Source organism: Thermoactinomyces intermedius, assembly GCF_013912365.1.
Lineage (GTDB): Bacteria > Bacillota > Bacilli > Thermoactinomycetales > Thermoactinomycetaceae > Thermoactinomyces > Thermoactinomyces intermedius.
This window is the reverse complement of record NZ_JACETT010000043.1, coordinates 29,001-53,070: the sequence shown is the minus strand read 5'-3', so window position 1 is coordinate 53,070 and position 24,070 is coordinate 29,001. Positions and strand designations below refer to the sequence as shown.

Sequence of the window (24,070 nt, the reverse complement as noted above, 5' to 3'; positions counted from 1 at the left end):
TAGGTCGTTGCCAGGCAAATTGTCACCCAAACCACCTTCAGCAAGACTGCTGAAGGTGGTTTTTTTATGCTTGTTAAAAACGGTTGGCCAGTGGCGGTGGCAATGGCTTGGGAGAGCTGTAGAAAGGATGTGGAAAGAGAGAAATGAACTGGTTTTCCTCTCCAAATCAAAATGTTGAAGGCATCCGTTTCAGCCAAAGGATGAAATGTAATGTGTGGATTATCAACAAAAATGTCACGCAGAAATTACAGAAAGCAGGCAAATCGTCAGGTTGAATGCACAAATTTTCAACATGAAGGACTTGATGTTTCTTGTCTGGGGCCGTTGAAAATATCTAAGAGCCGGTCAAAAAATCCGGAATCATCCATCTTGCCCGAGGAAGAACGTTTGGACTTGGTGCAGACCGGATATGGATTAAAAAATTAATCGTCCGGAAAACCGATTTAAAAACCGGTTAAAAGCGGAAAGTGGCAATTGCATTTGGCCGGAATATCATACCCGCATCTGACGATACAGGGGGAGTAAGAGATGTGCGGCGGGATGGGACAAAGCAGGCGATGCAAAATGAGGAAAAGAAAGCCCGGATGTTTTTTCTGCAGCCATGGAATGGAAGCGGAATGAAACGGCTTTTTCTTGTATCAAACGGGTCTTAAACAAGGTTTTTACGGATTTTGTGTTGCTTAAGGCCAATTTTTTTCTTGAAAAACCAAATTTATTGCAAAAAACACGAACAAGGAGAAATTTGTTATCTGTAAATGTTCGTTTATTATATTGACGTGTTCCATGGGTTCCTGTTACACTGATAGTGAATTAAATAGCTGTTGTTTTCTCATATATGCTCAGGAATATGGCTTGAGCGTCTCTACCAGGAAACCGTAAATTTCCCGGCTATGAGAAAAAAACTGTTGGTGGGATCTTCTTGAAGGAAGATGAGCCTAAGCAGTAGTTTTTCTCATGCCCTTTTTCAGAAAACCTGCTGTTTAGGCTTATCTTTTTGAAAAGGAGAGGAACCATGGATCAGGCAAAAGTCGGAGTGATTATGGGGAGCACCTCAGATTGGCCGACAATGAAAAATGCATGTGAAGTGTTGGACGAATTGGGAATCAGCTATGAAAGCAAAGTCGTTTCCGCCCACCGCACCCCCGATGAAATGTTTCAATATGCCAGTGAAGCTGAAAACCGGGGCATTCAAGTCATAATAGCGGGGGCAGGGGGAGCCGCCCATTTGCCGGGAATGGTGGCAAGCAAAACCGTATTGCCGGTGATCGGGGTTCCCATCAAAACATCTTCCCTGAATGGATTGGATTCCTTGTTGTCCATTGTGCAAATGCCAGGAGGCGTTCCGGTGGCAACCGTTGCCATCGGCAAAGCCGGCGCGGTCAATGCCGGATTGCTGGCGGCGGAAATGCTCGGCATCAACGATCCGGAAATTCGTAAACTCCTGCAGCAACGAAGGGAGCAAATCCGTGAGCGGGTATTGAAGGAGAGTGATCTTGCTTGAATTCAAATTTGGAGGAAACACCGCAAGCATTGATCTCTCCGGGCCAAACCATCGGTATTTTAGGCGGGGGACAATTGGGAAGAATGATCATTAATGAAGGGAGAAAGATGGGTTTTCACTTTGTGACCCTGGATCCCGATCCCGATTGTCCGGGAGCGCAAGCATCGGACCGGCACATTGCGGCTCAATATGACGATTGGGCTGCCGTGGCCAAACTGGCCGGACAATGCGATTTGATTGTGTATGAATTTGAAAACATCCCTCCGGAAGTGGTTGAACACCTGGAAAAGATCAAGCCGCTTCCACAGGGAAGCCGGTTGTTGAAAACCACCCGGCATCGGTTGAGGGAGAAAAAAGCGCTCCGGCAAGCGGGTGTTCCGGTGGCCCGTTTTCAAGAAGTGAATACGTTTCAGGATCTGATGCAGGCAGTGGAAGAGTTGGGATGGCCGGCCGTGCTCAAAACGACAACGGGCGGTTACGACGGAAAAGGACAGTGGATTTTGCATTCCCGGGATGATATGAACCGGTTGCCGGACGGCCTGTTTCGAGAAGGCAAACCCTTCATACTGGAGGAATGGGTTCCTTTTGAAAAAGAAATTTCGGTGGTCGTTGCCAGGAGTATTCACGGAGAAATGGCTGCTTTTCCGCCGGCTGTCAATGTGCATCGCAATCATATTTTGCATCTGTCGGTTTCCCCGGCTCCGGTTTCCGATTCCGTCATCCGACAGGCCGTCCATTGGGCCAAACAGATCGCGGAGTCTTTGGAGGTTGTCGGTCTCATCGCAGTGGAGATGTTTTGCATGGAAGACGGAAGGCTGCTGGTGAATGAACTGGCTCCCCGGCCTCACAATTCCGGCCATTACACCTACGATGCCTGCCTGACTTCACAATTTGAACAGTTGATCCGTGCCGTTGCCGGGCTGCCGCTCGGACCGGCGGAGCAAGTAAAGCCGGCTGTGATGGTGAATCTCCTCGGAGAGCACATGGAAATGTTCCGGCGGCATTTTCCCCGGCTCCCGGGGGATATCAAGCCGCATTGGTACGGAAAAAAGGAAGCAAAGCCCGGAAGGAAAATGGGGCATCTGACCTTGCTCGGCCGGTCCATGGAAGAAGCGGTTCAGTGGATGGACGGAAGCGGAATTTGGCCTCCTTTGACGAGACAAGAAAAAAAGGTTATTTATAATAGAGATTCTTAAAAAAAGGTGGAAAAGCAATGATTGAACGTTATACGCGACCCGAGATGGGACAAATCTGGACCGAAGAAAACAAATACCAAGCATGGTTGGAAGTGGAGATTCTTTCCTGCGAGGCTTGGTCCAAATTGGGCGTCATTCCGGAAGAAGACGTCAAGCAGATCCGCAAGAACGCGGAAATTCATGTGAACCGCATTTATGAAATTGAACAGGAGACGCGCCATGATGTGGTGGCCTTCACCCGGGCGGTGGCGGAAACTTTGGGACCGGAATCCAAATGGGTTCACTATGGATTGACCTCCACCGACGTGGTGGATACGGCGCTTTCCTATCTCTTAAAGCAAGCCAATGAAATCTTGCTCAAAGACCTGGACCGTTTGATTGAGGTGTTGAAAGAAAAAGCCAAAGAGCATAAATACACCGTCATGATGGGGCGCACCCACGGGGTTCATGCGGAACCGACCACATTCGGACTGAAAATGGCCCTGTGGCTGGAAGAGATGAAACGAAACAGAGAACGTTTCTTGCAAGCCATGGAGACCGTGCGGGTTGGAAAAATTTCCGGGGCGGTCGGAACGTATGCCAATATTGATCCTTTTGTGGAGAAATATGTTTGCGAAAAACTGGGGTTGAAACCTTCCCCGATATCGACGCAAACCCTGCAACGCGACCGTCATGCGCAATACCTCTCCACCTTGGCCCTGATTGCCACATCGCTGGAGAAGTTTGCCACCGAGATTCGCGGCTTGCAAAAAAGCGAGACCCGGGAAGTGGAAGAGCCTTTCCGCAAAGGACAAAAAGGTTCTTCGGCCATGCCGCACAAACGCAATCCGATCGGTTGCGAAAACATCAGCGGATTGGCCCGGGTGGTTCGCGGACACATGGTCTCCGCATATGAAAATGTTTCTCTCTGGCATGAACGGGATATTTCCCATTCATCGGTGGAACGGGTGATTTTGCCGGATTCCACGATTTTGCTCAACTATATGTTGAATCGTTTCACCAACATTGTTCGTGATTTGACCGTATTCCCGGAGAACATGAAACGGAATATGGAACGGACCTTCGGTCTCATTTATTCACAACGGGTGCTGCTCAGTCTCATCAACAAAGGCCTGAAACGGGAAGAGGCATATGACCGCGTCCAGCGTTTGGCCATGCAGGCTTGGGAGGAACAGCGTCCGTTTAAGCCCCTGGTGAAACAAGATGAGCTGATTTCCCGGACATTAACCCCCGAAGAGGTGGAAGATTGCTTTGATTACCGGTACCACTTGAAACAAGTGGACACGATTTTCACCCGGTTGGGGTTGGATGATTGATTTCGCGGTGAAGCCGGTTTTCCGGCTTCCCTCCCACCTTCCTTTGAAAGGAGCAGGGCAATGGATACCTTGGAGATGTTATACGAAGGAAAGGCCAAGCAAATTTTTAAAACCGGTGACCCTTCCTTGGTTTTGGTGCGGTACAAGGATGCGGCAACGGCTTTTAACGGTGAGAAGAAGGCTGAGCTTTCAGGCAAAGGCGAATTGAACAACCGGATCAGTTCCTTCTTCTTTCAACTGTTAAGCAATGAAGGCATTCCACATCATTTTGTAAGAGAAGTTTCCGCACGCGAGCAACTGGTGAAAAAGGTGAACATCATCCCGCTGGAAGTGGTGGTGAGAAACCGGGTGGCCGGTTCCATGGCCAAAAGGCTGGGGCTGGAAGAAGGACAAATCCTGCCGCAACCGGTGGTGGAGTATTATTACAAAAATGATGAGCTTGGGGATCCGCTTTTGACGGAAGACCATGTGGCCATCTTGAATCTGGCAACCCCTGCGCAAAGAGCCCGACTCAAAGAGATGGCTTTGCAGGTGAACCGCTTTTTGTCGGAGTGGTTGGATCAACGGGGAATTATGTTGGTGGATTTTAAATTGGAATTTGGAACGGATGAAAAGGGTGAAATATTGTTGGCGGACGAAATTTCACCGGATACTTGCCGCTTTTGGGATAAAGAAACCGGGGAGCGTCTGGATAAAGATCGTTTTCGCCGTGATCTCGGCCAGGTTGTGGAATCTTATCGAAAAATTTGGAATCGTTTGGAAGGGGATAGCCATGTTTAAAGCTGAAATCTTCGTGTCGCTGAAAGAAAGTGTTCTGGATCCGCAGGGGGTGGCCGTCAAAAGTTCATTGCATTCCCTCGGGTTTCAAAAAGTGAGCGATGTCCGCATCGGCAAGCGCCTGGAGATGATGCTGGAATGTGACAGCCGGGAAGAGGCGGAGAAACAGGTTCAAGCGATGTGTGAAAAAATGTTGGCCAATCCAACGATAGAAAATTATACCTTTGAACTGGAGAGGGTGTCCTGACGTGAAATTTGCGGTTCCCGTATTTCCCGGATCCAATTGTGACATGGACTGTATCCATGCGGTTGAAGACGTATTGGGCGAACCGGTGACGCCGGTATGGCATCATGAGTCGGATTTGTCTTCGTTTGATGCCGTGATTTTGCCGGGAGGATTTTCTTACGGCGACTATTTGCGCTCCGGTGCCATTGCACGGTTTTCCCCGGTGATGCAAGGTGTCAAAAAAGCAGCGGCAGACGGAAAACTGGTGATCGGTATCTGCAACGGATTTCAAATTTTGCTGGAAAGCGGATTGTTGCCGGGAGCGATGTTGAAAAACAAAAACCTTTCTTTTCTCTGTGATTTTCAGACCCTGCGCGTGGAAAACGCCAAAACCCCGTTTACGATGCAGTATCAGGAAGGCGAACGGATCCGGATTCCGATCGCGCATCAGGAAGGCAATTACTACTGTGACGAAAAGACCCTCGCCGGGTTGGAAGAAAACGGGCAGATTGTGTTTCGTTATGCGGATGAAAATCCCAACGGCTCCGTGCAAAACATCGCAGGCATTTGCAACCGGGAAGGAAACGTGCTGGGCATGATGCCCCACCCGGAAAGGGCAATTCACGAGTGGATGGGATCCGAAGACGGAAGACGCCTGTTTCAATCGATGTTGAAATACGGGAAGGAGAATGGCGGTGCAGCTTGAGAACAAAGTGATCGAGAAGTTGGGCAATGAACCCTCCCCGGAAGTGATCAAGGAGAAAAAATTATACCGGGAGATGGGGCTGTCGGATCAGGAGTTTGAACAAATTGCCGGGCATCTGGGACGTTTGCCGAACTGGACGGAAACAGGGATTTACAGTGTCATGTGGTCAGAACACTGCAGTTATAAAAATTCAAAACCGTTGTTGAAGCGGTTTCCGACCCAGGGTCCAAGGGTGATTCAAGGGCCCGGGGAGGGAGCCGGGGTGATCGACATTGATGATGGCCAAGCCGTTGTTTTTAAAATCGAAAGTCACAATCACCCTTCAGCCATTGAACCGTTCCAGGGGGCCGCAACCGGGGTGGGCGGCATCATCCGGGATGTCTTCTCCATGGGCGCCAGACCCGTTGCGCTTTTAAATTCGCTCCGGTTTGGCGATTTGCGTTCCCCGAGGGTCCGTTATCTGTTTGAACAAGTTGTGGCCGGGATTGCCCATTATGGAAATTGCATCGGCATTCCGACCGTGGGCGGGGAAGTCGTTTTTGACGATGCATATGACGGCAATCCGTTGGTCAATGCCATGTGCGTGGGTGTCTTGAATCATGACGAGTTGCAAAAAGGGGTTGCCATTGGTCCGGGAAATCCCGTGATTTATGTCGGTTCCAGCACCGGACGGGACGGGATCCACGGAGCCACGTTTGCCAGTGAAGAGTTGAATGAATCGGCCGGGGAAAAACGTCCGGCGGTTCAAGTCGGCGATCCGTTTATGGAGAAGCTGCTGCTTGAGGCTTGTTTGGAAATGGTGAAAAAGGAAATGTTGATCGGGATTCAGGACATGGGCGCCGCCGGACTCACCTGTTCCAGTGCCGAAATGGCGGCCAAAGGCGGGCACGGATTGGAACTGAATCTGGATCTGGTTCCCCAGCGCGAAAAGGGAATGACCCCCTATGAGATCATGCTTTCCGAATCCCAAGAACGGATGCTTCTGGTGGTGGAAAAAGGACGGGAGCAAGAAATCATGAACATCTGCAAGAAGTGGGGCTTGCAATCCGCCGTGATCGGGCAGGTGACTGAAGGGAACCGTTACCGGATTTATTTCCAAAACCAATTGGTGGCTGACATTCCGGTCAATACGCTGGTGGATGACGCCCCGGTTTATACCCGGGAGGAAAAAGTCCCGGAATATTATGTGCAAAACGCTTCGGTCCAACCGGAAGAAGACTTGAAAGATATTGATCCCGGGCAAGCGCTTTTGCAGATGGTTTCTTCCCCCAACATGGGAAGCAAAAAGTGGGTTTACCGCCAATATGACCACATGGTGCGTGCCAGCACGGCGGTGCGGCCGGGATCGGATGCCGCGGTGGTCATTCTTCGCGGGACGGAGAAAGCCTTGGCCATGTCCACCGACGGAAACGGGCGTTATGTTTATCTCGATCCGGTGCAGGGAGGAAAAATTGCGGTCAGTGAAGCGGCGCGAAATGTGGTTTGTTCCGGGGCAGAGCCTTTGGGAATCACGGATTGCCTGAATTTCGGAAACCCGGAAAAACCGGAAGTGTATTGGCAGCTGTCCAAGGCAATTGACGGCATGTCCGAGGCTTGTCGCGTGCTTGAATCCCCAGTTATTGGCGGAAATGTCAGCTTATACAACGAAACCAAAGGAAATCCGATTTACCCGACTCCGGTGGTGGGAATGGTCGGGCTGATCCAAAAGCGGGAGCATATCACGACGCAAGCGTTTAAAAACGACGGGGATGTGATTTTCCTCCTGGGGGACACTTATGCCGAACTGGGAGGAAGCGAGTTGCAACATCTGATCACGGGCTCGATCAGCGGCCGGCCGCCGGTTTGTGATCTTCAGAAAGAACAGGCTGTGCAAAAAGCGGTTCTTCAAGCCATTCGTTCCGGATACGTCCAATCGGCGCATGATGTGTCCGAAGGCGGTTTGGCTTTGGCTCTGGCCGAATCTTGCATTTCCGGCGGAAAAGGGGCAACTGTCTCCGTGGAGACTGACTTGGCACCGGCTGTCTGTTTGTTCAGTGAAAGTCAGTCGCGCATTTTGATCACCGCTTCCCCGGAAAATGCGGGTCAGATTCAGGAGATTGCCCGCCAATACGGAGTTCCTTGCCGCAAAATCGGGAAAGTGACCGATGAACGTAAGTTGAAGGTCTCGGTAAACGGGCACGGTGCCATTCACCAAGATGTTGATCTTTTGAGCAAACGATGGGAGGCTGCCATTTCATGCGCGATGAATCCATCTTCGACTTCGATGAGTTAAACGAAGAATGTGGTGTTTTTGCGATCATCGGACATCCGGATGCCGCGCTGCTCACATATTACGGCTTGCACGCTTTGCAACACCGGGGGCAGGAAAGTGCCGGCATTGTTTCCGCTGAGGACGGGGAATTGTTTGCCAAACGGGGGACCGGGCTGGTGACCGAAGTGTTTGATTCCGCGAACTTGAAAGGGTTAAAGGGAACCACCACCATCGGCCATGTCCGGTACTCCACCTCCGGGGGATCCGGATTGGAAAATGCCCAACCTTTGCTCTTTAATTTTTCGTCGGGCAAATTGGCGATTGCGACCAACGGAAACTTGGTGAATGCCAAACGGTTGCGCTTGCAACTGGAAAAAGAAGGATCCATTTTTCAAACCACGTCCGATACGGAAGTTATTGCCCATTTGATTGCCCGATCCAAAGCCCCGACACTGAAAGAAGCCGTCAAAGAAGCCCTGAAGCAAGTGGTCGGCGCTTATGCTTTGCTCATCCTGACCAATGATCAATTGATCGTCGCTTCAGATCCGCACGGCCTTCGTCCTTTTGCCATGGGGAAAATCGGAGATGCTCATGTCTTTTCATCCGAAACCTGTGCGTTTAATGTGATCGGCGCAGAATTGGTAAGAGAAATCGAACCGGGGGAGATGATTGTTTTCGACCGGAACGGCGGGATGAAAACCACCCGGTTTGCCGGAAAAAGAGAACGCGCGCTTTGCGCATTTGAATATGTGTATTTTGCCCGTCCGGACAGTTTGATCCGCGGGGTGAATGTGCATGCGGCCCGCAAGCGGATGGGAAGAATCTTGTCGCAAGAAGCACCGGTGGAAGCGGATGTGGTGACCGGGGTGCCGGATTCCAGCACCTCAGCGGCAATCGGGTTTGCCGAAGCAACGGGCATTCCGTACGAGTTGGGATTGATTAAAAACCGCTATATCGGACGGACTTTCATTCAACCGAGCCAGGAATTGCGGGAACAAGGCGTGCGGATGAAGTTAAGCGCTGTGGAGGGTGTGGTTTCCGGAAAAAGAGTCGTTATGGTGGACGATTCGATTGTCCGGGGCACCACCAGCCGCCGGATTGTACGGATGCTGCGGGAAGCGGGCGCCACGGAAGTCCATGTCCGCATCAGTTCCCCTCCTGTGAAAAATCCGTGTTTTTACGGAATTGACACGCCGGACCGCAAACAGTTGGTGGCGGCGGTGAAAAGCATCGATGAAATTTGCAAAGAGATTGGCGCCGATTCGCTGGCTTTTCTCAGCGCCAAGGGAATGCTGAATGCCATTGGATACACTTCATCCGATCAAAACCACGGGCACTGTCTGGCTTGTTTCACCGGTGAATATCCGACCGAAGTGGAAGAGGGACTGACATTGGAGGGGAAATCATGAGTCAAGCGTACAAGGCCGCAGGAGTCGATATCCAGGCCGGCAATGAGACCGTCAAACGGATCAAAAAGCATGTGCAAAGAACCATGCGTCCCGAAGTGTTGGGGAACATCGGCGGATTTGGCGGATTGTTTGCCTTAAAGCCTTATGAGGAGCCGGTACTGGTCTCGGCAACCGACGGCGTCGGGACCAAACTGTTGATTGCCATGATGATGGACAAACATGATACCGTCGGCGTGGATTGTGTGGCCATGTGTGTGAATGATATCATTGTTCAAGGGGCAGAGCCCTTGTTTTTCCTGGATTATTTGGCCACCGGCCGCCTTTTTCCCGAACAGGCCGAAAAAGTGATCAAGGGAATCGCCGATGGATGCGAACTGGCAGGCTGTGCGTTGATCGGGGGAGAAACAGCGGAAATGCCCGGAATGTATTCATCGGGAGAATACGATATCGCCGGGTTTGCAGTGGGGGTTGCCGAAAGAAAGAATCTTTTGCCGCGGAAGAACATCCAAGAAGGCGATGTCCTGATCGGGCTTGCTTCCAGCGGACTCCACAGCAATGGGTTCAGCCTGGTGCGGAAAGTGCTGCTTCAGAACCAAAAACATTCAATTCACGAAGAAATTCCGGCATTGGGACAAACCCTGGGCGAAGAGTTGCTTACCCCGACCCGCATTTATGTAAAAACCATATGGACGCTTCTCCGGGAATTTACCATCAAAGGCATGGCCCACATCACCGGAGGCGGGTTTGTGGAAAATATTCCCCGCGTTTTGCCGGAGGGGGCTTGTGCCGTGATTGACCGGTCTTCATGGGAGATCCCACCGATTTTTTCCTTGATTCAAAAAGAAGGAGCCATTGGTATTGAAGAAATGTACCAAACATTCAACATGGGAATCGGCATGGTCCTGATCGTCCCTGAAGAAGAAGCCAAAGCGGTGGCTCAAGCTGCCGGGCAACTTGGGGAGAAGGCTTGGATCATCGGAAACATCGGAATCGGTACCCAACCCGTCCGGTGGACAGGAGGGGATGCATAGTGGGTGTAGCTGTTTTTGCTTCCGGTAACGGGAGCAATTTTGAAGCGCTGGTCCACCATTCCCGCAAGCACGCTTGGGCAGATGAAATCCGGCTGTTGTTTTGCGACCGGCCGGGAGCCGGTGTGATCGGGCGGGCCGAACGGTTGAAGATTCCGGCCATTCAACGGAGCCCCAAGGAATTTGCCGATAAAGCGTCTTATGAAAGATGGCTGCTCGGGGTGTTAAAGGAACATGGGATTGACCGGATCGTGCTGGCAGGATATATGCGGTTGATTGGCCCGACATTGCTGGAGGCTTATCCCGACCGGATTATCAATATCCATCCTTCATTGTTGCCGGCGTTTCCCGGAAAAGATGCCATTTTGAAAGCCTACTGCCATCCGGTTTGTGTGTCCGGCGTCACGGTTCACCTGGTTGATGAAGGAATGGATACCGGACGGATTTTGGCACAAGTCCCGGTTTCCATCGAAAAAGGGGACACTCTGGAAACCTTTGAGGAAAAAATGCATCAGGCAGAGCACCGGTTGTATCCCGAGGTTGTTCAAAAATGGATTGCCGGTGAAATCGGGATTAAAGAACAGTACAGCTGATAAGGGAGGCAGAACATTGGCAAATGCAAAGCGCGCATTGATCAGTGTGTCGGACAAAACCGGGATTGTCGATTTCGCGCAGAAACTGGCATCCCTGAATATGGAAATCATCTCAACGGGAGGAACCTGCCGGTTATTAAAAGAAGCGGGGATTCCGGTCAAAAATATCTCGGAAGTCACGGGGTTTCCGGAAATCTTGGATGGACGTGTCAAAACCTTACACCCCAAAATCCACGGCGGAATTTTGGCCAAACGGGACACCGCTTCCCACCTGGAGCAATTGAAAGAAAACGGAATCGGAACCATTGATGTGGTCATCGTCAACCTTTATCCCTTTCAAAAAACGATTGAAAATCCGGATGCAACGTTGGAAGACGCCATCGAAAACATCGATATCGGCGGCCCTTCCATGCTTCGTTCCGCGGCCAAAAATCATCAGGATGTCACAGTCGTGACCGATCCACAGGATTATGACCGCGTTTACCGGGAATTGTCGCAACAGGGAAGCACCAGCTTGGAAACCAGAAGATATCTGGCCGCGAAAGCTTTTAACCATACGGCTTATTATGATGCGCTCATTGCCGGATACTTTAATCAGTTGCTGGATAATCCGTTCCCGGATCAACTGACCATGACATTCACCAAAGCACAATCGCTCCGCTATGGGGAAAACCCGCATCAAAAAGCGGCTTTCTACAAGAAAACCTTTGGCAACCACAGCCACACGTTGGCCGGAGCCAAACAACTGAACGGAAAAGAATTGTCTTACAACAACCTTAATGATGCCAATGCCGCCTTGGAACTGGTGCGCGAATTTGACCAGCCGGCCGTCGTTGCCATCAAGCATATGAATCCGTGCGGAGTGGGACTGGGTTCCAATCTGTTGGAGGCATATCAAAAAGCGTATGAGGCCGACCCGGTGTCCATTTTTGGAGGCATTGTGGCAACCAATCAGACGGTGGATGCCCAAACGGCGGCGGAAATGAAGAAAATCTTCTTGGAAATCATCTTGGCGCCGGCCTTTACGGAGGAAGCCCTTGAGATTTTAAAAACGAAGAAAAATTTGCGTTTGTTAACCGTGGAAGAAGCGGCGAAAGGACAAGCAGGCATTCCGTTGAAACTGCAATCGATCGGCGGAGGGCTCCTTGTACAGGAAGAAGATCTGAAAAGTCTGGTGAAAGACGAATGCAAAGTGGTGACGGACCGTGCACCCAGCGAAGAAGAATGGGAGCAGTTGTTGTTTGCCTGGAAAGTCGTCAAACATGTCAAATCCAATGCCATTGTGTTGGCAAAAGATTTCCGGACGGTGGGCGTCGGCGCCGGGCAGATGAACCGGGTCGGTTCGGCGAAAATCGCCATTGAGCAGGCCCAAGAGGCTTCCAAAGGATCCGTGCTTGCTTCGGATGCTTTCTTCCCGATGAGAGACACGGTCCAGGCAGCCGCCGAAGCAGGGGTGACCGCCATCATCCAACCGGGCGGGTCGATCCGGGATGAAGAATCCATCGAAGAAGCCAACCGGCACGGCATTGCCATGGTGTTTACAGGGATTCGCCATTTTAAACATTAATCATTCATGAAAGAGAACGGGAGACGTATCAGAAGCCTTTTCTTGTGCGTATACTGGGAATAATTTTTGTGGAAAATGTAAATAGCACAAAGGAGGAATGAAGATGCGTCTCCTTTCATGGTCTCTTATGTGGATCGGCATCGCTCTGGCTTTAACTGGGTTGACGACATATTGGGCATATGATCTGGATCTTGCCGTTTGGCAAAGGCAACTGCAAACCGCAAGCGGTGTCTTTTACATGGCGGCAATGATCATCGGCGGAGTGTTTACCACCAAACGGTCTTATCGTCAGAAAAAACCTGTGGATAAAGAGCGGTCCTTTATCTGCATCATGGTGACATTGGGATTGTTTACGATCAGCCTGATGATTTCATAAGAAGAGCGGGGAGGAGACAATAAAGTGAAAGTGTTGGTTGTCGGCAACGGAGGAAGAGAACATGCCATTGTTTGGAAATTGCTAAAAAGCCCCAAGGTGGAAAAAGTGTATTGTGCACCGGGCAACGGAGGAATTCAGAAAGATGCAGAATGTGTGGATATTGCCGCCACTGACATCGAAGGGTTGGTTCACTTTGCAAAGGAAACCAAGGTGGATTTAACGGTGGTCGGCCCTGAAGTTCCCTTGTTGTCGGGAATTGTAGACCGTTTTGAAGAAGAGGGCCTTGCCATCTTTGGTCCCCGCAGGGAAGCGGCACGGATTGAAGGAAGCAAACGGTTTGCCAAAGAGTTCATGAAAAAATACGGAATTCCGACGGCAGATTTTCAATCATTCACGGAATCTTCGAAAGCAATCGAATATATCCGCGAGAAAGGTGCCCCCATTGTCATTAAGGCAGATGGTTTGGCGGCTGGAAAAGGGGTTGTGGTGGCAAGCACTTTGGAAGAAGCGGAAAAAGCCGTCATTAAGGCAATGGAAGAAAAGGTTTTCGGCGATGCCGGACAGGAGATTGTGATTGAGGAGTTTTTAAGCGGTCAGGAAATGTCGTTGATGGCGTTTATGGACGGAAAAACGGTTAAACCGATGGTGGTTGCCCAAGACCATAAGCCGGTGTTTGATCATGATCAAGGCCCCAACACCGGGGGAATGGGCGCTTATTCACCGGTTCCCCAGATTCCGGATGAAGTGGTCCGCGAAGCCGTTGAAACGATTTTGCTTCCCGTGCAAAAAGCGTTTAAAGAAGAAGGAATCGAGTACAAAGGAGTATTGTATGCGGGGTTGATGATCACCGCATCCGGACCGAAAGTGATTGAGTTCAATGCCCGCTTTGGCGATCCGGAAACCCAAGTGGTGCTGCCCAGACTGAAAACGGATTTGGTGGAAATCATGGAAGCGGTCATTGATGGCAAGCTCTCGGAACAGGACATCGTGTGGAGTGATCAAGCCGCCGTTTGCGTGATTTTGGCCTCGGGCGGTTATCCGGGCTCGTATCAGAGAGGAGTGCCCATTCAAGGACTTGACAAACCGGCTGCCGATACGGTGATTTTCCATTCCGGAACGGTGTTGAGCGGTGAAGAGTGGTTAACGGCAGGAGGACGGGTTTTAGGAGTCACGGCATGGGGAGAGTCGATTCAAGAAGCACAAATGCGGGCTTATGAGCGGGTAAAACAAATTTCGTTTGACAATGTTCATTACCGGACCGATATTGCAAAGAAAGCTTTGTAAACCGCTGAACGGGACTGCTGGATGCAAACCAGCAGTTTTTTATTATGTAAGGAAAATAATAAAAACGAGCCGCTGGGTCAGGCTCGTTAAATTTGGCAACCGGCACCGGTTGCGCAATAAAAGCCGTGTTCTTCATTCATTATCCAATTTGAGTCGTTTCTTTTTCCCCTTGAATGCTGATTCCGTTGACCGGGATCTTAAACCACCAACCGCCTTGTGTTTTTTGACCGGTTGGTAACCCGCTTTTTTCAGGGAACGGGCAACCGTCCAGCTGGCGGTGTATACGGTGGCCAAATTGGTCGACTCATCAAATTGGATCACAGTTTCTTTTTCCATTTCGCTAAGAGACATATAACTCACGCTCCTAAAACGGTTTTAATTTTCAAAAAACCGATCGTTTGTTCGCATTGCTATTAACCTTATTGTACCACTTTTTTTATGGAATGCCACCTCTGAATCAAAATCAACTTGATTCTTTTTTTCGACGTCAGGTTACAAATTATCCTGCTTATTCATGATAAAAAATGACGAAATTTGTATACAATATTACCAAAGTTCGATTTTTGTCGAATGAAGAGTTGGAAAGGTCGGACAAGTGTTATGGTGATCTTAGCTTGATTCTACGCCATCTGACGCATTTAATCAACTGCCATCTTACAGCACAGGAAGGAAAAAGGCTGAAAAAAGTGTTAAAATTCTTGTCGATCAGGTGAATGAGAGATTTTTATGAAGTATTTTTCTTCATCTTTCCGCGGGTGAAAGCGTTTTCCTGCGTGTTGGCAAACACCTCGTTTGTCAGAAAACGTCAAATTTCGAAAGTGACCCGCGGGACAGATTTTCTTGAAAATCATTATACAAAAGAGTCAGAATTTAATCAAGAGATTCTCTTTTGTATTTTTATATTTTTATGTTATTTATGATTGCGTCTCCCCTTTCTTTTCTAAATCAGGAAAAAAGGGGAGAAAAAATTAAATTTTCATAGATTGCATCATGAAAATGCAATCATCCATTCCATGTTTTATTCTAATATTGTATAGTTTTAATTAAATATAACTTTTTTCATGAGAGCTTTCTGTTTTCTTTTCCGAAAATGGCGATAATTGGACAAAAACGGGTGACCCCCTCTGCAACTTTCAGAGCCGAATGAATCGCCAAACACAAAGGAAAACGACGACGTTTTGCCGATGCACAATAAGCCAGACCAACCAGTCCCAACGTAATGCGAATCAAAGCATCCAACGTACCCACATTCTTTTGCAAAGAAATCCCTCCTTTTGGCTTGTTACTGTTATTTTTGCAGGTTGTGCTCTGAAGTATGCAACCTGTGGACAGGTAAAATGTTGTTCGACTGGCAAGTACAAAAATTGAAGGGGAGAGAAAGATTGTTCATCGAGATTTCAGCTGCGGAACAAAACAGGTTGATTGATGTGGCAATGGGAAGAAAAGCCCCCAGCAAGTTGATCTTGGGAGGAACGGTACTGAATGTGTACACCGGACAACTGGAAAGAGCCGATATCGCCCTGTCCGGAAAAAGAGTGGCCTATGTCGGTCCGATGGAGCAAAGCGGGCTGAAGCTGGATGAAGAGATTCCCACTCTGGATGCGACCGGACAAGTGTTAGTCCCCGGCTATATCGAGCCTCACTCCCATCCGTCACAAATTTACCATCCGCTCACACTGGCGGAAAAAGCCGGATCCTTGGGTACCACCACTTTGATTTGTGATAATGTGGTCTTTTTTGCCGAAAAAAATTTGTCACAAGTCATACATATGATGGATCAATTAAAGAAGTCACCCGTTAAATTTTTCTGGTGGGCACGGTTGGATCCCCAAGCCACTTTGCCAGATGAACGGAAAGAGCTGTTTGATCAAAAACGGGTGGAAGAAATGATCGGCTATGACCAGGTGGTGCAAACCGGCGAGCTGACCGACTGGGCGTCCTTGCTGGATGGTGATGAAAAAATGGTTTCCTGGATCACTTCGGCCAAGAATCAAGGCAAAAAAGTGGAAAGTCATGCCCCGGGGTCTTCTTATCAAACCCTGGCCAGATTGTCTGCGGCCGGCGTGACCGGCGATCATGAAAGCATCAGCTGCGATGAAGTATTCAAAAGGCTCCGTCTGGGGTATATGGTCTCCTTGCGATACAGTTCCATCCGCCCGGATCTTCCGGATATCATGAAAGAACTGGTCCGGCAAGAAAATGTGCCGTGGCACCGGTTGATGATGACAAGCGACGGGGCGACACCGTTATGTTTTAAAGACGGATTTGTTGATTATTTGATTCGCTTGGCGATCGAAAGCGGTTGTCCGCCGGTTCGTGCTTACCAAATGGCAACCATCAATCCGGCCGTGTATTATCGTATGGATGAGCATCTGGGAGGAATTGCCCCGGGACGGATTGCCGACATTAACTTTTTGTCTTCATTAAATGATCCCACGCCGGTCAAAGTGATGGCCAACGGAGAAGTGATCGCAGAAAACGGAGTATTTAAGGAAGAGAAAAAATTGTCGCGTGAGACCGTTTATGCGGGAATGAAATGGGATATGTCATCCTTTGAAGTGAAGCCGGAGGATTTGGTCATTCCGGATCCGGGGAAAAAGAGATTTCCGGTGATCCAATTGATTAACTCCGTGATCACCAAACGGTCCAAAGAAAAAGTGGAAGTAAAAGATGGAAAAGTTTATTTGCCGGAGGATGATGAACGGCTGTTTTCTTTTTTGATTGACCGGAACGGCCGGTGGATCACCCACGGATTGATCCGCGGATTTGCCGTCGGTATTGACGGATTGGCGACGACCAACACGGGATCGCGTGATATCTTGGTTTTGGGAAGGGATCCGAAAGCGATGGCGATGGCTGTCAATCAAGTGATCCGGGACCAAGGGGGATTGGTTTGGATCCAGGATGGAAAGGAAAAGTTTTATTTGCCTCTGCCTTTATTGGGTATCATGGTGGACTTATCCCTCGATGACCTGATCGAACGGTTGGAGCCATTTGTTGATGAACTGAAGCAGTATGGGTTTTCCCATTTGGATCCGCTGTTTACCATGACGTTTTTATCCTCCACGCATCTTCCTTATATCCGGCTCACCAGTGAGGGGATCATGCAAGTGAAGAAGAAGAAAGTGGAGTATCCTTCCAGCCGGCTTTTGGAGCTGGTATAGTTGTTTTGAAGACGGATCCACATGCAGGTGGGCTTCTCAGACGGAACCCACCTCTTCCCCCTAAATAACAAAAAATTCCGATAATAAAAAAGACGGCTGCAGAGGATTTCAAGAAATCCCCGTTGCAGTGAAAGTTTGTTGAGAGATCCGGCGCCCTTTTCCGTAAGGAATGCACAAGGGGGTGCCGAAAATCGGATCGGTTGTCACCTTGGACTTCAGTTTGAAAACTTCTTCAACCATGCGTTCGTTGACCACCTTTTCCGGAGCACCCTGGGCATAGACGGTTTGGTTTTGGATGGCGACAATATGATGGGCATACCGGCAGGCCAAATTCAAATCATGCAGGACCATCACAATGGTACGCCCTTCTTTCTGGTTAAGGTCAAACAAAAGATCTAAAATTTCAATTTGATGAGTAACATCCAGATAAGTGGTCGGCTCATCCAACAAAATGACATCCGTGTCCTGGGCCAGGGTCATTGCGATCCAGGCACGTTGCCGTTGCCCTCCTGACAATGCGTCCAACGGATGATCCGCATATTCCGTCATTTGTGTCATTTTTAAAGCCCACAACACTTTTTCTTCATCTTCCTTGGACCATTGGCTGGCCCAAGTTTGATAAGGATAACGGCCTTGCTTGACCAGTTGCATCACGGTAAATCCTTCGGGAGTTTCGGGTCCTTGGGGAAGGATTGCCAACTGTTTGGCGATTTCTTTGGAAGGACATTTGTGGATTTCTTTTCCATTTAAAATGATTTGCCCTTCAACCGGTTTCAAAAGCCGCGCCAGCGAGCGCAGGAGGGTGGATTTCCCGCAACCGTTGCTTCCGACAAAAACCGTGATTTTTCCGTGCGGAACTTCCAAATTTAATTCCCGGATAATGGTGGAAGAGCCATATGCCAGTGTCAATTGGTGAGCGATGATGCCTTTTTGCAACAGGAACGCCTCCAGTCAGCCCTTGATCGGACCGCATTTGTATTTGTCTTTCATTCTATGAGAATAATTTTCAATCGTCAACGTGATTAAAATTTGTAATTCATTTTATTCTTTTAGATAAATGTTATTTTATATTTGACCCGGAGAGAGGGTTTGGATATATTAGTCTTTATGGTAGGGAAAGGGTTGCTTTTTTCTTGAAGGAATAAAGAGGAATGAACCGATGGGCGAATCGAAATATATATAAATTATGTGTACAATGTAGAGTAGGAATAAAAAAGGCGATTTTGTCCACAATAATTTTGCATGTGCTGTCGAAAATGAGCGAAACTTGATCAAAAGGAGTTTATACTCTTGAAAGTAATAAATTTCTGGGGAAATCAACGGTTGGCACAGTTTTTATTTTTATCCATTATCTTGACGCCATTGTTGCCGCCGGTTGCCCTTTTGTGCATTGCAACAGCTGTTTTGTGGCATCGGAAAAAATACCGGTTTGTAAAAGACCTCGATTGGCCGGAGAAGGCTTTCATCGGGTTCATGCTGATTTCCGCGGTCAGCTGGCTGGTTGAACCTTCCTGGTTTTACGGGATTCCCATCGGGTTGATTCCGATTGCCATGTTTGGGCTTTATTGGATGTTGGCGGTTTGGATCCGCCATTTGAACTGGTCTTGGCAAGAAGTCCAAAAGACGTACCTTGCTTTTTGGCTGAGCGGCCTTTACATTGCGGTCATTGTTTTTATTCAGCAAATGGATTGGCATGTGATCAATGACTCCTTTGTAGGTAATATTTTACAATTTTACAATGATTTTCGTTTTCAGTCGGAACGATCCGTCCGCAGCATCGGAACGTCGGGAAATTCCAATTTGACCGCCGCATTGCTCATCTGTTTTTCCCTGATGAGCATTTATGCCGCATCCGTGTTGAAGAAAAAATGGCATAAGTTGACGGCATTTTTGATTTTCGGGGTTTATGTGACGGCGATTTGGTGTACGGGTTCCCGCGGTGCCTGGGCCGGATTGCTCATCGGCTTGATTGTCCAGCTGTGGATGACGGGGCACCGAAAACGCACCGTGACGATCACGCTTGCTATTTTTTTGCTGATTTCTTGTTTTCCCGAGCTGATCCCGCGCAAAGAAACCCTGCAGGCGACCATTGAAGTCCGTTTGGAAGTGTGGACCACCGCGTTCAAGATTTTCAGGGAACATTGGTTGCTCGGAGTGCTGCCCCTTCATTTCGGCCAGCTTTTCGTCAAAGAAGCCGGATTTTATGTGTATCATGCCCATAACATTTTTTTGGGGATTGCCAGTGAGTTTGGTGTGTTGGGATTGAGCCTGTTTCTTTGGATGTTGCTGCTGACCATCCAACGGGCAAGGCGCTGGCGGAAGGTGGCCAACCAAAAAGAAGAAAAAAGGCTGGCCGGGATGCTATTGTCTTTGACCATTGCCCTTTTGGGACATGGAATGTACGACTATCCGATTATTGCTCCGCAAATCGGCCTGATGTTTATGCTTAGTGTCATTATCATTCATACTCAGTATGTTCGTCGTTGCGTCAATAAGCCGGATTGGAGCAAGCCTTCGGAACCCGAGCCGGAACTTCCCGCTTTTTCGGAGCGAAAAGTGATTTCATGGATCCTGCTTTTTATCCCATATGAAGTGATGTACTGGATCTATCGCTTTTTTGTACACCGGAAAATCGAGTAGAAGCCGGGGGAAGTGCATTTCCCCGGCTTTTTTGTATTGATCCAAGAGGAACAAGAGTGTATAAAATCTGAAAAATTCGATCAGGATGATACCATGAAGAAACTTTTTGGTTTGAGGTGGTACCCGTGAAATGGATACATATGCTTTGCTTTGTTTTGTCTTTCTCCCTGGCCGGCTGTTGGTTGGCCGGTGATGCCGGGGCCGAAAGCCTTGCGGAGGATGCGGTGGTGGTTCAAAAAGGGGATACGTTGACCCGGTTGGCGAAGAAATATGAGGTTTCCGTGGAAGACTTGGTACGGATAAACCACCTGAAGGATCCGGACAAGATCTATCCGGGACAAAAATTGTGGATCCGGAAAAAACAAGGATCCGTCCAATTGTCCTCCGCGCGTGCCATGCCGGCGATGAAAAGGGGGAAGGACCTCGGTGAATTTACGCTCACAGCCTACACGGCCGGACCGGAGTCAACCGGCAAACGTCCGGGGGATCCGGGGTACGGGATCACGGCGAGTGGAAGTCCGGTGATGGAAGGAGTGACCATTGCCGTCGATCCGGATGTGATTCCCATCGGCTCCCGTGTTTACATTGAGGGCATTGGTTACCGGATTGCCCAAGACACCGGAGGGGCGATCAACGGGCGCAGGATAGACGTTTACATGGAAGATCTCGATGAAGCCCTTCAATTCGGAGTCAAGAAAAATGTCCGTGTTGAAATGGTGGAATGAGTTTACCTCTTCCGGGGCGATGGTCCGTTTGCCGGATCATTGCCGCCTTTCAAAAAAACCAATTCATAATTGTGAATTTTTAGAACAACGGGCTTTTCTTGATGGAAAAGTCTTTTTTTTTGATTGGGGATGAGCATAAAATGAAAGGGAAAGGAGAAATACGATGGAATTTTCGCTTCCATTGAGTTATCCGTATTCATTCAAACTGACGACCAAACGTCTTCAATTCTTTGAAAAAAGCATTTACCGTTGCCAACATGGCCGTTTTCAGCGTACCATTCACGGAAAGCACGGTCCGTTATTGCTCTCGGTAAGCTGTGACGAAGAGGAGGTTGCCCTGAAGGTGGAGATCACCGGGAAGGTGGGGGAACAGGAGGAAGAAGGGCTCCGCAAAAAAGTGGCCCGCATGTTTTCCACCGAAGTGGACTTGCAACCGTTCTATGAACAAATGGAACAAGTCCCGGAGTTGGCCCCGGTGATCCTGGCGCGGAAGGGATTGCATTTTGTGCTGGATCCCGATTTGCATGAGTGCCTGATCAAAACCATCATCGGGCAACAATTGAATGTATCTTTTGCAGCTGTCCTCATTCGCCGTTTGATTGAACTGGCAGGGGATGAAGCGGAGTTTCAAGGAGAACGATGGGCCGTTTTCCCGACTCCGGAACAGATTGCCCGGCTCCGGTATGAAGATTTGCAAGCGATTCAGTTCAATCGTCGCAAAGCAGAATACATTATTGATCTGTCGAGGAGGATAGCCGGCGGCAAATTGGATCTGGAGGCACTGGACCAGTGTTCCGATGAGGAAGTTTTTGCCCGCTTGCTTCCGATCCGGGGGATTGGACGTTGGACGGCGGAATGTGTGATGCTATTTGGACTGGGGAGGCCCGATCTGCTCCCGGCCCAGGATATCGGGCTGAGAAATGCGGTCAAACAGTTTTATTCCATGGAAGAAAGGCCGGATGAATCGACTGTCCGCCAACTTGGCCGAAGTTGGTCCCCCTATGCCAGTTATGTTACTTTTTATTTATGGGATGCCCTGAGAGACCTGAAAAACGAAAAATAATGGAAATGGCAATGATCCGATCGACATTTGTAAAGGAGAAGATGAAAGTGGCAAGGAAGAGAGCTCAACAAAAGAAGAAACGTGTGGCTGAAGTCGATGCCAATGGCATCTTGATGAGGGATCTGAAAGCGATGGCATTGTGGACAGGGATTGCAATTCTTGCCATTACCGTCTTTGTGCTTGCCGGGCAATTTCTATAAAAAACCGTTGACGAAACAGCGGTCTCGGAAAACTGAAAAAGCCCCTCCTTCAAAAGGAGGGGCTGATTGTATTTCCTTACACTTCCAAGCCTTCTTTGACCAGTTTGACTTCTTGTCCGTCTTCTGCGTGATAAATCACACTGCGCGGATAAGCGAAGTCGATATTGTATCGGTGCAGAACAAGAATGGCTTCTTTTCGGATCGCCCTTTCCAGCGCCCAAAATTGATCCGGTTCGCTGAGGGCGGTCAGGGTGAATGTGACCCCGCTTGTATCCATCGTGGTGATTCCCAAGATTTCCGGCTCTTGAATCAGAGAGGAGGCAAACTTTTCTTGAATGCTTGCGCAAACCTCTTCCAATGCTTCATTCACTTTTGACAGGTCGGATTCATAAGGAACTGTCACATTGACAATGGCCCGCATCTGATCCCGGTTGTAATTTGTCACCTGGTTGATGTTTCCGTTCGCAAGATAATGCAGTCGTTGGTTAAATTCGCGAATTTTGGTGATGCGGAGGCCCACTTCTTCGACCGTTCCGCGGATTTGACCGTTGATTTCCACATAATCGCCGACTTCCAGTTGTCCCTCGAAGATCATAAAAAAGCCACTGATGACATCCCGGATCAAATTTTGTGCCCCGAAACCGACCGCCAGACCCAAAACACCGGCACCGGCCAGCACAGGCAGCGGATCAAAGCCGAGATTGATTAAAATGGTGAGCGCGGATATAAAGTAAATGGCGTAACGGGCAATCGATTTGATCAACTTGCGGAGGGTTTGCGCTTTTTTGGATTCCATCCGGCTGATGTCAAAAATTTTATCCACAATCCGGTCGACAAAGCGAAGTGCCACGATCGTCAAAACAACAATGAGTGCAATTTGGCCGACCGGAAGGACAATGTAAGACATCGGATCTTCAATCATCCGGGTCAACAGGGTTTTGGTTTGCACCGCCAGTTCCCCGGCGGCCGCAAATTGCGTATTCAATGTTTGTTCCGTTCCATTCATTCTTTTACTTCTCCTCCGGTTTCATCGTGCGAATTTATGAAATGAATTGTTTTGTTTTTTTATCTAATTGTTCTCTGCTCATCCAACCAACATAAGCGTAAAAGATTCGGTGATGATGGTCAAGTAAAGCAATGGCAAAAAAGGGATAATGCCTTTTATAATGGTACCGGACGTCCAGCCAGCGGACCTCATAACCGTAGGGACGTTCAAAGACTTTGGGATATCCGTAAGAAGTAAAAGAAAGGAATGCACGGATGGGCTCGGCCTTTTTCGATTCCTTGACAGCCGGATGAAGCAAATCTTTGCTCGGAAAACGGCCGGTCCAATGGATTCGTTTATTGCGAATTTCCCCCACCTTCGCCATTTCCGGGGTTTCAACGATCAAATTCCACACATTCCAGCGGAAAGTGGGGGTCACGGTGTATCTGCCGAGCAAATTGACTTGTTTTTGTGCCATCCGGAGCAGATTTCTCTGTTGCCAAAACCGGAGTGCAATATAACAGGCGATTGTCAAATAGATGATAAGGAATATTTTTCCACATTGTGCCGGCCATATCCACCACAGGGCAAACCCGGCCAAATGAAGGGAAAAAATGAAAGGGTCAAAGATATTCAAAACGTTAAAAGCGACCCAGTTTCTTGATAACGGGCGCAACGCCTGGGTTCCGTAAGAATTAAACAAATCAATAAAGATATGGATAAAGACGGCAAGAAAGCTCCATAAAAACGTGTGTAACACATTCATTTCCGGAAGCAGAACAAAAAGCCCAAGGGTGATGAGACCGGGCCAGATCAAAAGCATTGGCAATGAATGGCTGAATCCCCGGTGATTCCGGATATATTTGGCATTTCCTTTCAGGCGGTAAAGCGTATCGATATCCGGGATTTCCGATCCGATCACGGTTGCCAGCAGCACCGATTTCATTGTTTCGGGATCGGTTGTGACCGCCGGATCCAATTGAGCCAATCCGAAAAGTCCCACCCCCATCACAAAATGGGTTCCTGTATCCATGTTTAGACCCTCCTCCGGGACAGACTGAAC

Annotated in this window: 23 protein-coding genes and 1 riboswitch; of the genes, 18 read left to right on the top strand and 5 right to left on the bottom strand. The window is 48.9% G+C overall.

Annotated features, from left to right (window positions below; all coding sequences use genetic code 11):
• Positions 1 to 809: 809 nt before the first annotated feature.
• A riboswitch (purine riboswitch) is annotated at positions 810 to 911 on the top strand.
• A 101-nt stretch (positions 912 to 1,012) separates the two neighbouring features.
• From purE to purD, 13 genes are all read left to right on the top strand, one after another.
• Positions 1,013 to 1,501: a 5-(carboxyamino)imidazole ribonucleotide mutase gene (gene purE / locus H1R82_RS10480; RefSeq protein ID WP_181732841.1), complete on the top strand. Its 489-nt coding sequence runs from the start codon at positions 1,013 to 1,015 to the stop codon at positions 1,499 to 1,501.
• Positions 1,498 to 2,697, top strand: coding sequence for a 5-(carboxyamino)imidazole ribonucleotide synthase (gene purK, locus H1R82_RS10475; protein WP_232334024.1), 1,200 nt, complete (start codon positions 1,498 to 1,500; stop codon positions 2,695 to 2,697). Before purE ends, purK begins: the two co-directional genes overlap by 4 nt.
• Before the next feature lie 17 nt (positions 2,698 to 2,714).
• Positions 2,715 to 4,013 (top strand): adenylosuccinate lyase, encoded by a 1,299-nt coding sequence (gene purB, locus H1R82_RS10470; RefSeq protein ID WP_181732840.1) that lies wholly within the window; start codon positions 2,715 to 2,717, stop codon positions 4,011 to 4,013.
• Between the two features lie 60 nt (positions 4,014 to 4,073).
• Positions 4,074 to 4,793 carry a phosphoribosylaminoimidazolesuccinocarboxamide synthase gene (purC, locus tag H1R82_RS10465; protein ID WP_181732839.1) on the top strand — a complete coding sequence of 240 codons (720 nt, stop codon included), beginning with the start codon at positions 4,074 to 4,076 and terminating at the stop codon, positions 4,791 to 4,793.
• Positions 4,786 to 5,037 (top strand): phosphoribosylformylglycinamidine synthase subunit PurS, encoded by a 252-nt coding sequence (purS, locus tag H1R82_RS10460; protein WP_181732838.1) that lies wholly within the window; start codon positions 4,786 to 4,788, stop codon positions 5,035 to 5,037. The genes purC and purS overlap by 8 nt, the downstream gene beginning before the upstream one ends.
• Before the next feature lies 1 nt (position 5,038).
• Positions 5,039 to 5,722, top strand: coding sequence for a phosphoribosylformylglycinamidine synthase subunit PurQ (gene purQ, locus H1R82_RS10455; protein ID WP_181732837.1), 684 nt, complete (start codon positions 5,039 to 5,041; stop codon positions 5,720 to 5,722).
• 7 nt (positions 5,723 to 5,729) lie between these two features.
• Positions 5,730 to 7,994: a phosphoribosylformylglycinamidine synthase subunit PurL gene (purL, locus tag H1R82_RS10450; RefSeq protein WP_445267834.1), complete on the top strand. Its 2,265-nt coding sequence runs from the start codon at positions 5,730 to 5,732 to the stop codon at positions 7,992 to 7,994.
• Positions 7,958 to 9,382, top strand: a complete 1,425-nt coding sequence (purF, locus tag H1R82_RS10445) for an amidophosphoribosyltransferase (protein ID WP_181732835.1) — start codon at positions 7,958 to 7,960, stop codon at positions 9,380 to 9,382. Before purL ends, purF begins: the two co-directional genes overlap by 37 nt.
• Positions 9,379 to 10,413, top strand: coding sequence for a phosphoribosylformylglycinamidine cyclo-ligase (purM, locus tag H1R82_RS10440; protein WP_181732834.1), 1,035 nt, complete (start codon positions 9,379 to 9,381; stop codon positions 10,411 to 10,413). The genes purF and purM overlap by 4 nt, the downstream gene beginning before the upstream one ends.
• Positions 10,410 to 11,003 carry a phosphoribosylglycinamide formyltransferase gene (gene purN / locus H1R82_RS10435; RefSeq protein WP_181732847.1) on the top strand — a complete coding sequence of 198 codons (594 nt, stop codon included), beginning with the start codon at positions 10,410 to 10,412 and terminating at the stop codon, positions 11,001 to 11,003. Before purM ends, purN begins: the two co-directional genes overlap by 4 nt.
• 16 nt (positions 11,004 to 11,019) lie before the next feature.
• The gene (gene purH, locus H1R82_RS10430) at positions 11,020 to 12,570 is read left to right on the top strand and encodes a bifunctional phosphoribosylaminoimidazolecarboxamide formyltransferase/IMP cyclohydrolase (protein WP_181732833.1); all 1,551 of its coding nucleotides are present in this window, start codon (positions 11,020 to 11,022) and stop codon (positions 12,568 to 12,570) included.
• Between the two features lie 103 nt (positions 12,571 to 12,673).
• Entirely contained in the window at positions 12,674 to 12,946 is a 273-nt protein-coding gene (locus H1R82_RS10425; RefSeq protein WP_181732832.1) for a hypothetical protein, read from the top strand.
• Between the two features lie 24 nt (positions 12,947 to 12,970).
• Positions 12,971 to 14,230, top strand: a complete 1,260-nt coding sequence (purD, locus tag H1R82_RS10420; protein WP_181732831.1) for a phosphoribosylamine--glycine ligase — start codon at positions 12,971 to 12,973, stop codon at positions 14,228 to 14,230.
• Positions 14,231 to 14,362: 132 nt separating this feature from the next.
• Here the strand turns inward: purD and H1R82_RS10415 are convergent, their stop codons facing one another.
• Together H1R82_RS10415 and H1R82_RS10410 are read right to left on the bottom strand one after the other, a co-directional pair.
• Positions 14,363 to 14,581 carry a hypothetical protein gene (locus tag H1R82_RS10415; protein WP_181821660.1) on the bottom strand — a complete coding sequence of 73 codons (219 nt, stop codon included), beginning with the start codon at positions 14,579 to 14,581 and terminating at the stop codon, positions 14,363 to 14,365.
• 708 nt (positions 14,582 to 15,289) lie between these two features.
• Positions 15,290 to 15,490, bottom strand: coding sequence for a YgaP family membrane protein (locus H1R82_RS10410; protein ID WP_181732829.1), 201 nt, complete (start codon positions 15,488 to 15,490; stop codon positions 15,290 to 15,292).
• Positions 15,491 to 15,612: 122 nt separating this feature from the next.
• Between H1R82_RS10410 and H1R82_RS10405 the strand changes: the two genes are divergently transcribed.
• The gene (locus H1R82_RS10405) at positions 15,613 to 17,394 is read left to right on the top strand and encodes an adenine deaminase C-terminal domain-containing protein (RefSeq protein WP_181732828.1); all 1,782 of its coding nucleotides are present in this window, start codon (positions 15,613 to 15,615) and stop codon (positions 17,392 to 17,394) included.
• Positions 17,395 to 17,502: 108 nt separating this feature from the next.
• Here H1R82_RS10405 and H1R82_RS10400 read toward each other — a convergent pair whose 3' ends face one another.
• Positions 17,503 to 18,330: an ABC transporter ATP-binding protein gene (locus tag H1R82_RS10400; protein ID WP_181732827.1), complete on the bottom strand. Its 828-nt coding sequence runs from the start codon at positions 18,328 to 18,330 to the stop codon at positions 17,503 to 17,505.
• A 354-nt stretch (positions 18,331 to 18,684) separates the two neighbouring features.
• Here H1R82_RS10400 and H1R82_RS10395 point away from each other — a divergent pair, with 354 nt between their 5' ends.
• The 4 genes from H1R82_RS10395 (at position 18,685) to H1R82_RS10380 (ending at position 22,022) form a co-directional block, all read left to right on the top strand.
• Positions 18,685 to 20,034, top strand: coding sequence for an O-antigen ligase family protein (locus H1R82_RS10395; RefSeq protein WP_181732826.1), 1,350 nt, complete (start codon positions 18,685 to 18,687; stop codon positions 20,032 to 20,034).
• A gap of 125 nt (positions 20,035 to 20,159) precedes the next feature.
• Positions 20,160 to 20,759, top strand: coding sequence for a 3D domain-containing protein (locus H1R82_RS10390; protein ID WP_309544820.1), 600 nt, complete (start codon positions 20,160 to 20,162; stop codon positions 20,757 to 20,759).
• A 163-nt stretch (positions 20,760 to 20,922) separates the two neighbouring features.
• Positions 20,923 to 21,822: a DNA-3-methyladenine glycosylase family protein gene (locus H1R82_RS10385; RefSeq protein WP_181732825.1), complete on the top strand. Its 900-nt coding sequence runs from the start codon at positions 20,923 to 20,925 to the stop codon at positions 21,820 to 21,822.
• A 47-nt stretch (positions 21,823 to 21,869) separates the two neighbouring features.
• Positions 21,870 to 22,022 carry a hypothetical protein gene (locus H1R82_RS10380; protein WP_181732824.1) on the top strand — a complete coding sequence of 51 codons (153 nt, stop codon included), beginning with the start codon at positions 21,870 to 21,872 and terminating at the stop codon, positions 22,020 to 22,022.
• Positions 22,023 to 22,098: 76 nt separating this feature from the next.
• Here the strand turns inward: H1R82_RS10380 and H1R82_RS10375 are convergent, their stop codons facing one another.
• Positions 22,099 to 23,028 (bottom strand): mechanosensitive ion channel family protein, encoded by a 930-nt coding sequence (locus H1R82_RS10375; protein ID WP_181732823.1) that lies wholly within the window; start codon positions 23,026 to 23,028, stop codon positions 22,099 to 22,101.
• A gap of 34 nt (positions 23,029 to 23,062) precedes the next feature.
• Complete coding sequence (locus H1R82_RS10370; protein WP_181732822.1) at positions 23,063 to 24,040, bottom strand: metal-dependent hydrolase; 978 nt, start codon at positions 24,038 to 24,040, stop codon at positions 23,063 to 23,065.
• Positions 24,041 to 24,070: the final 30 nt, after the last annotated feature.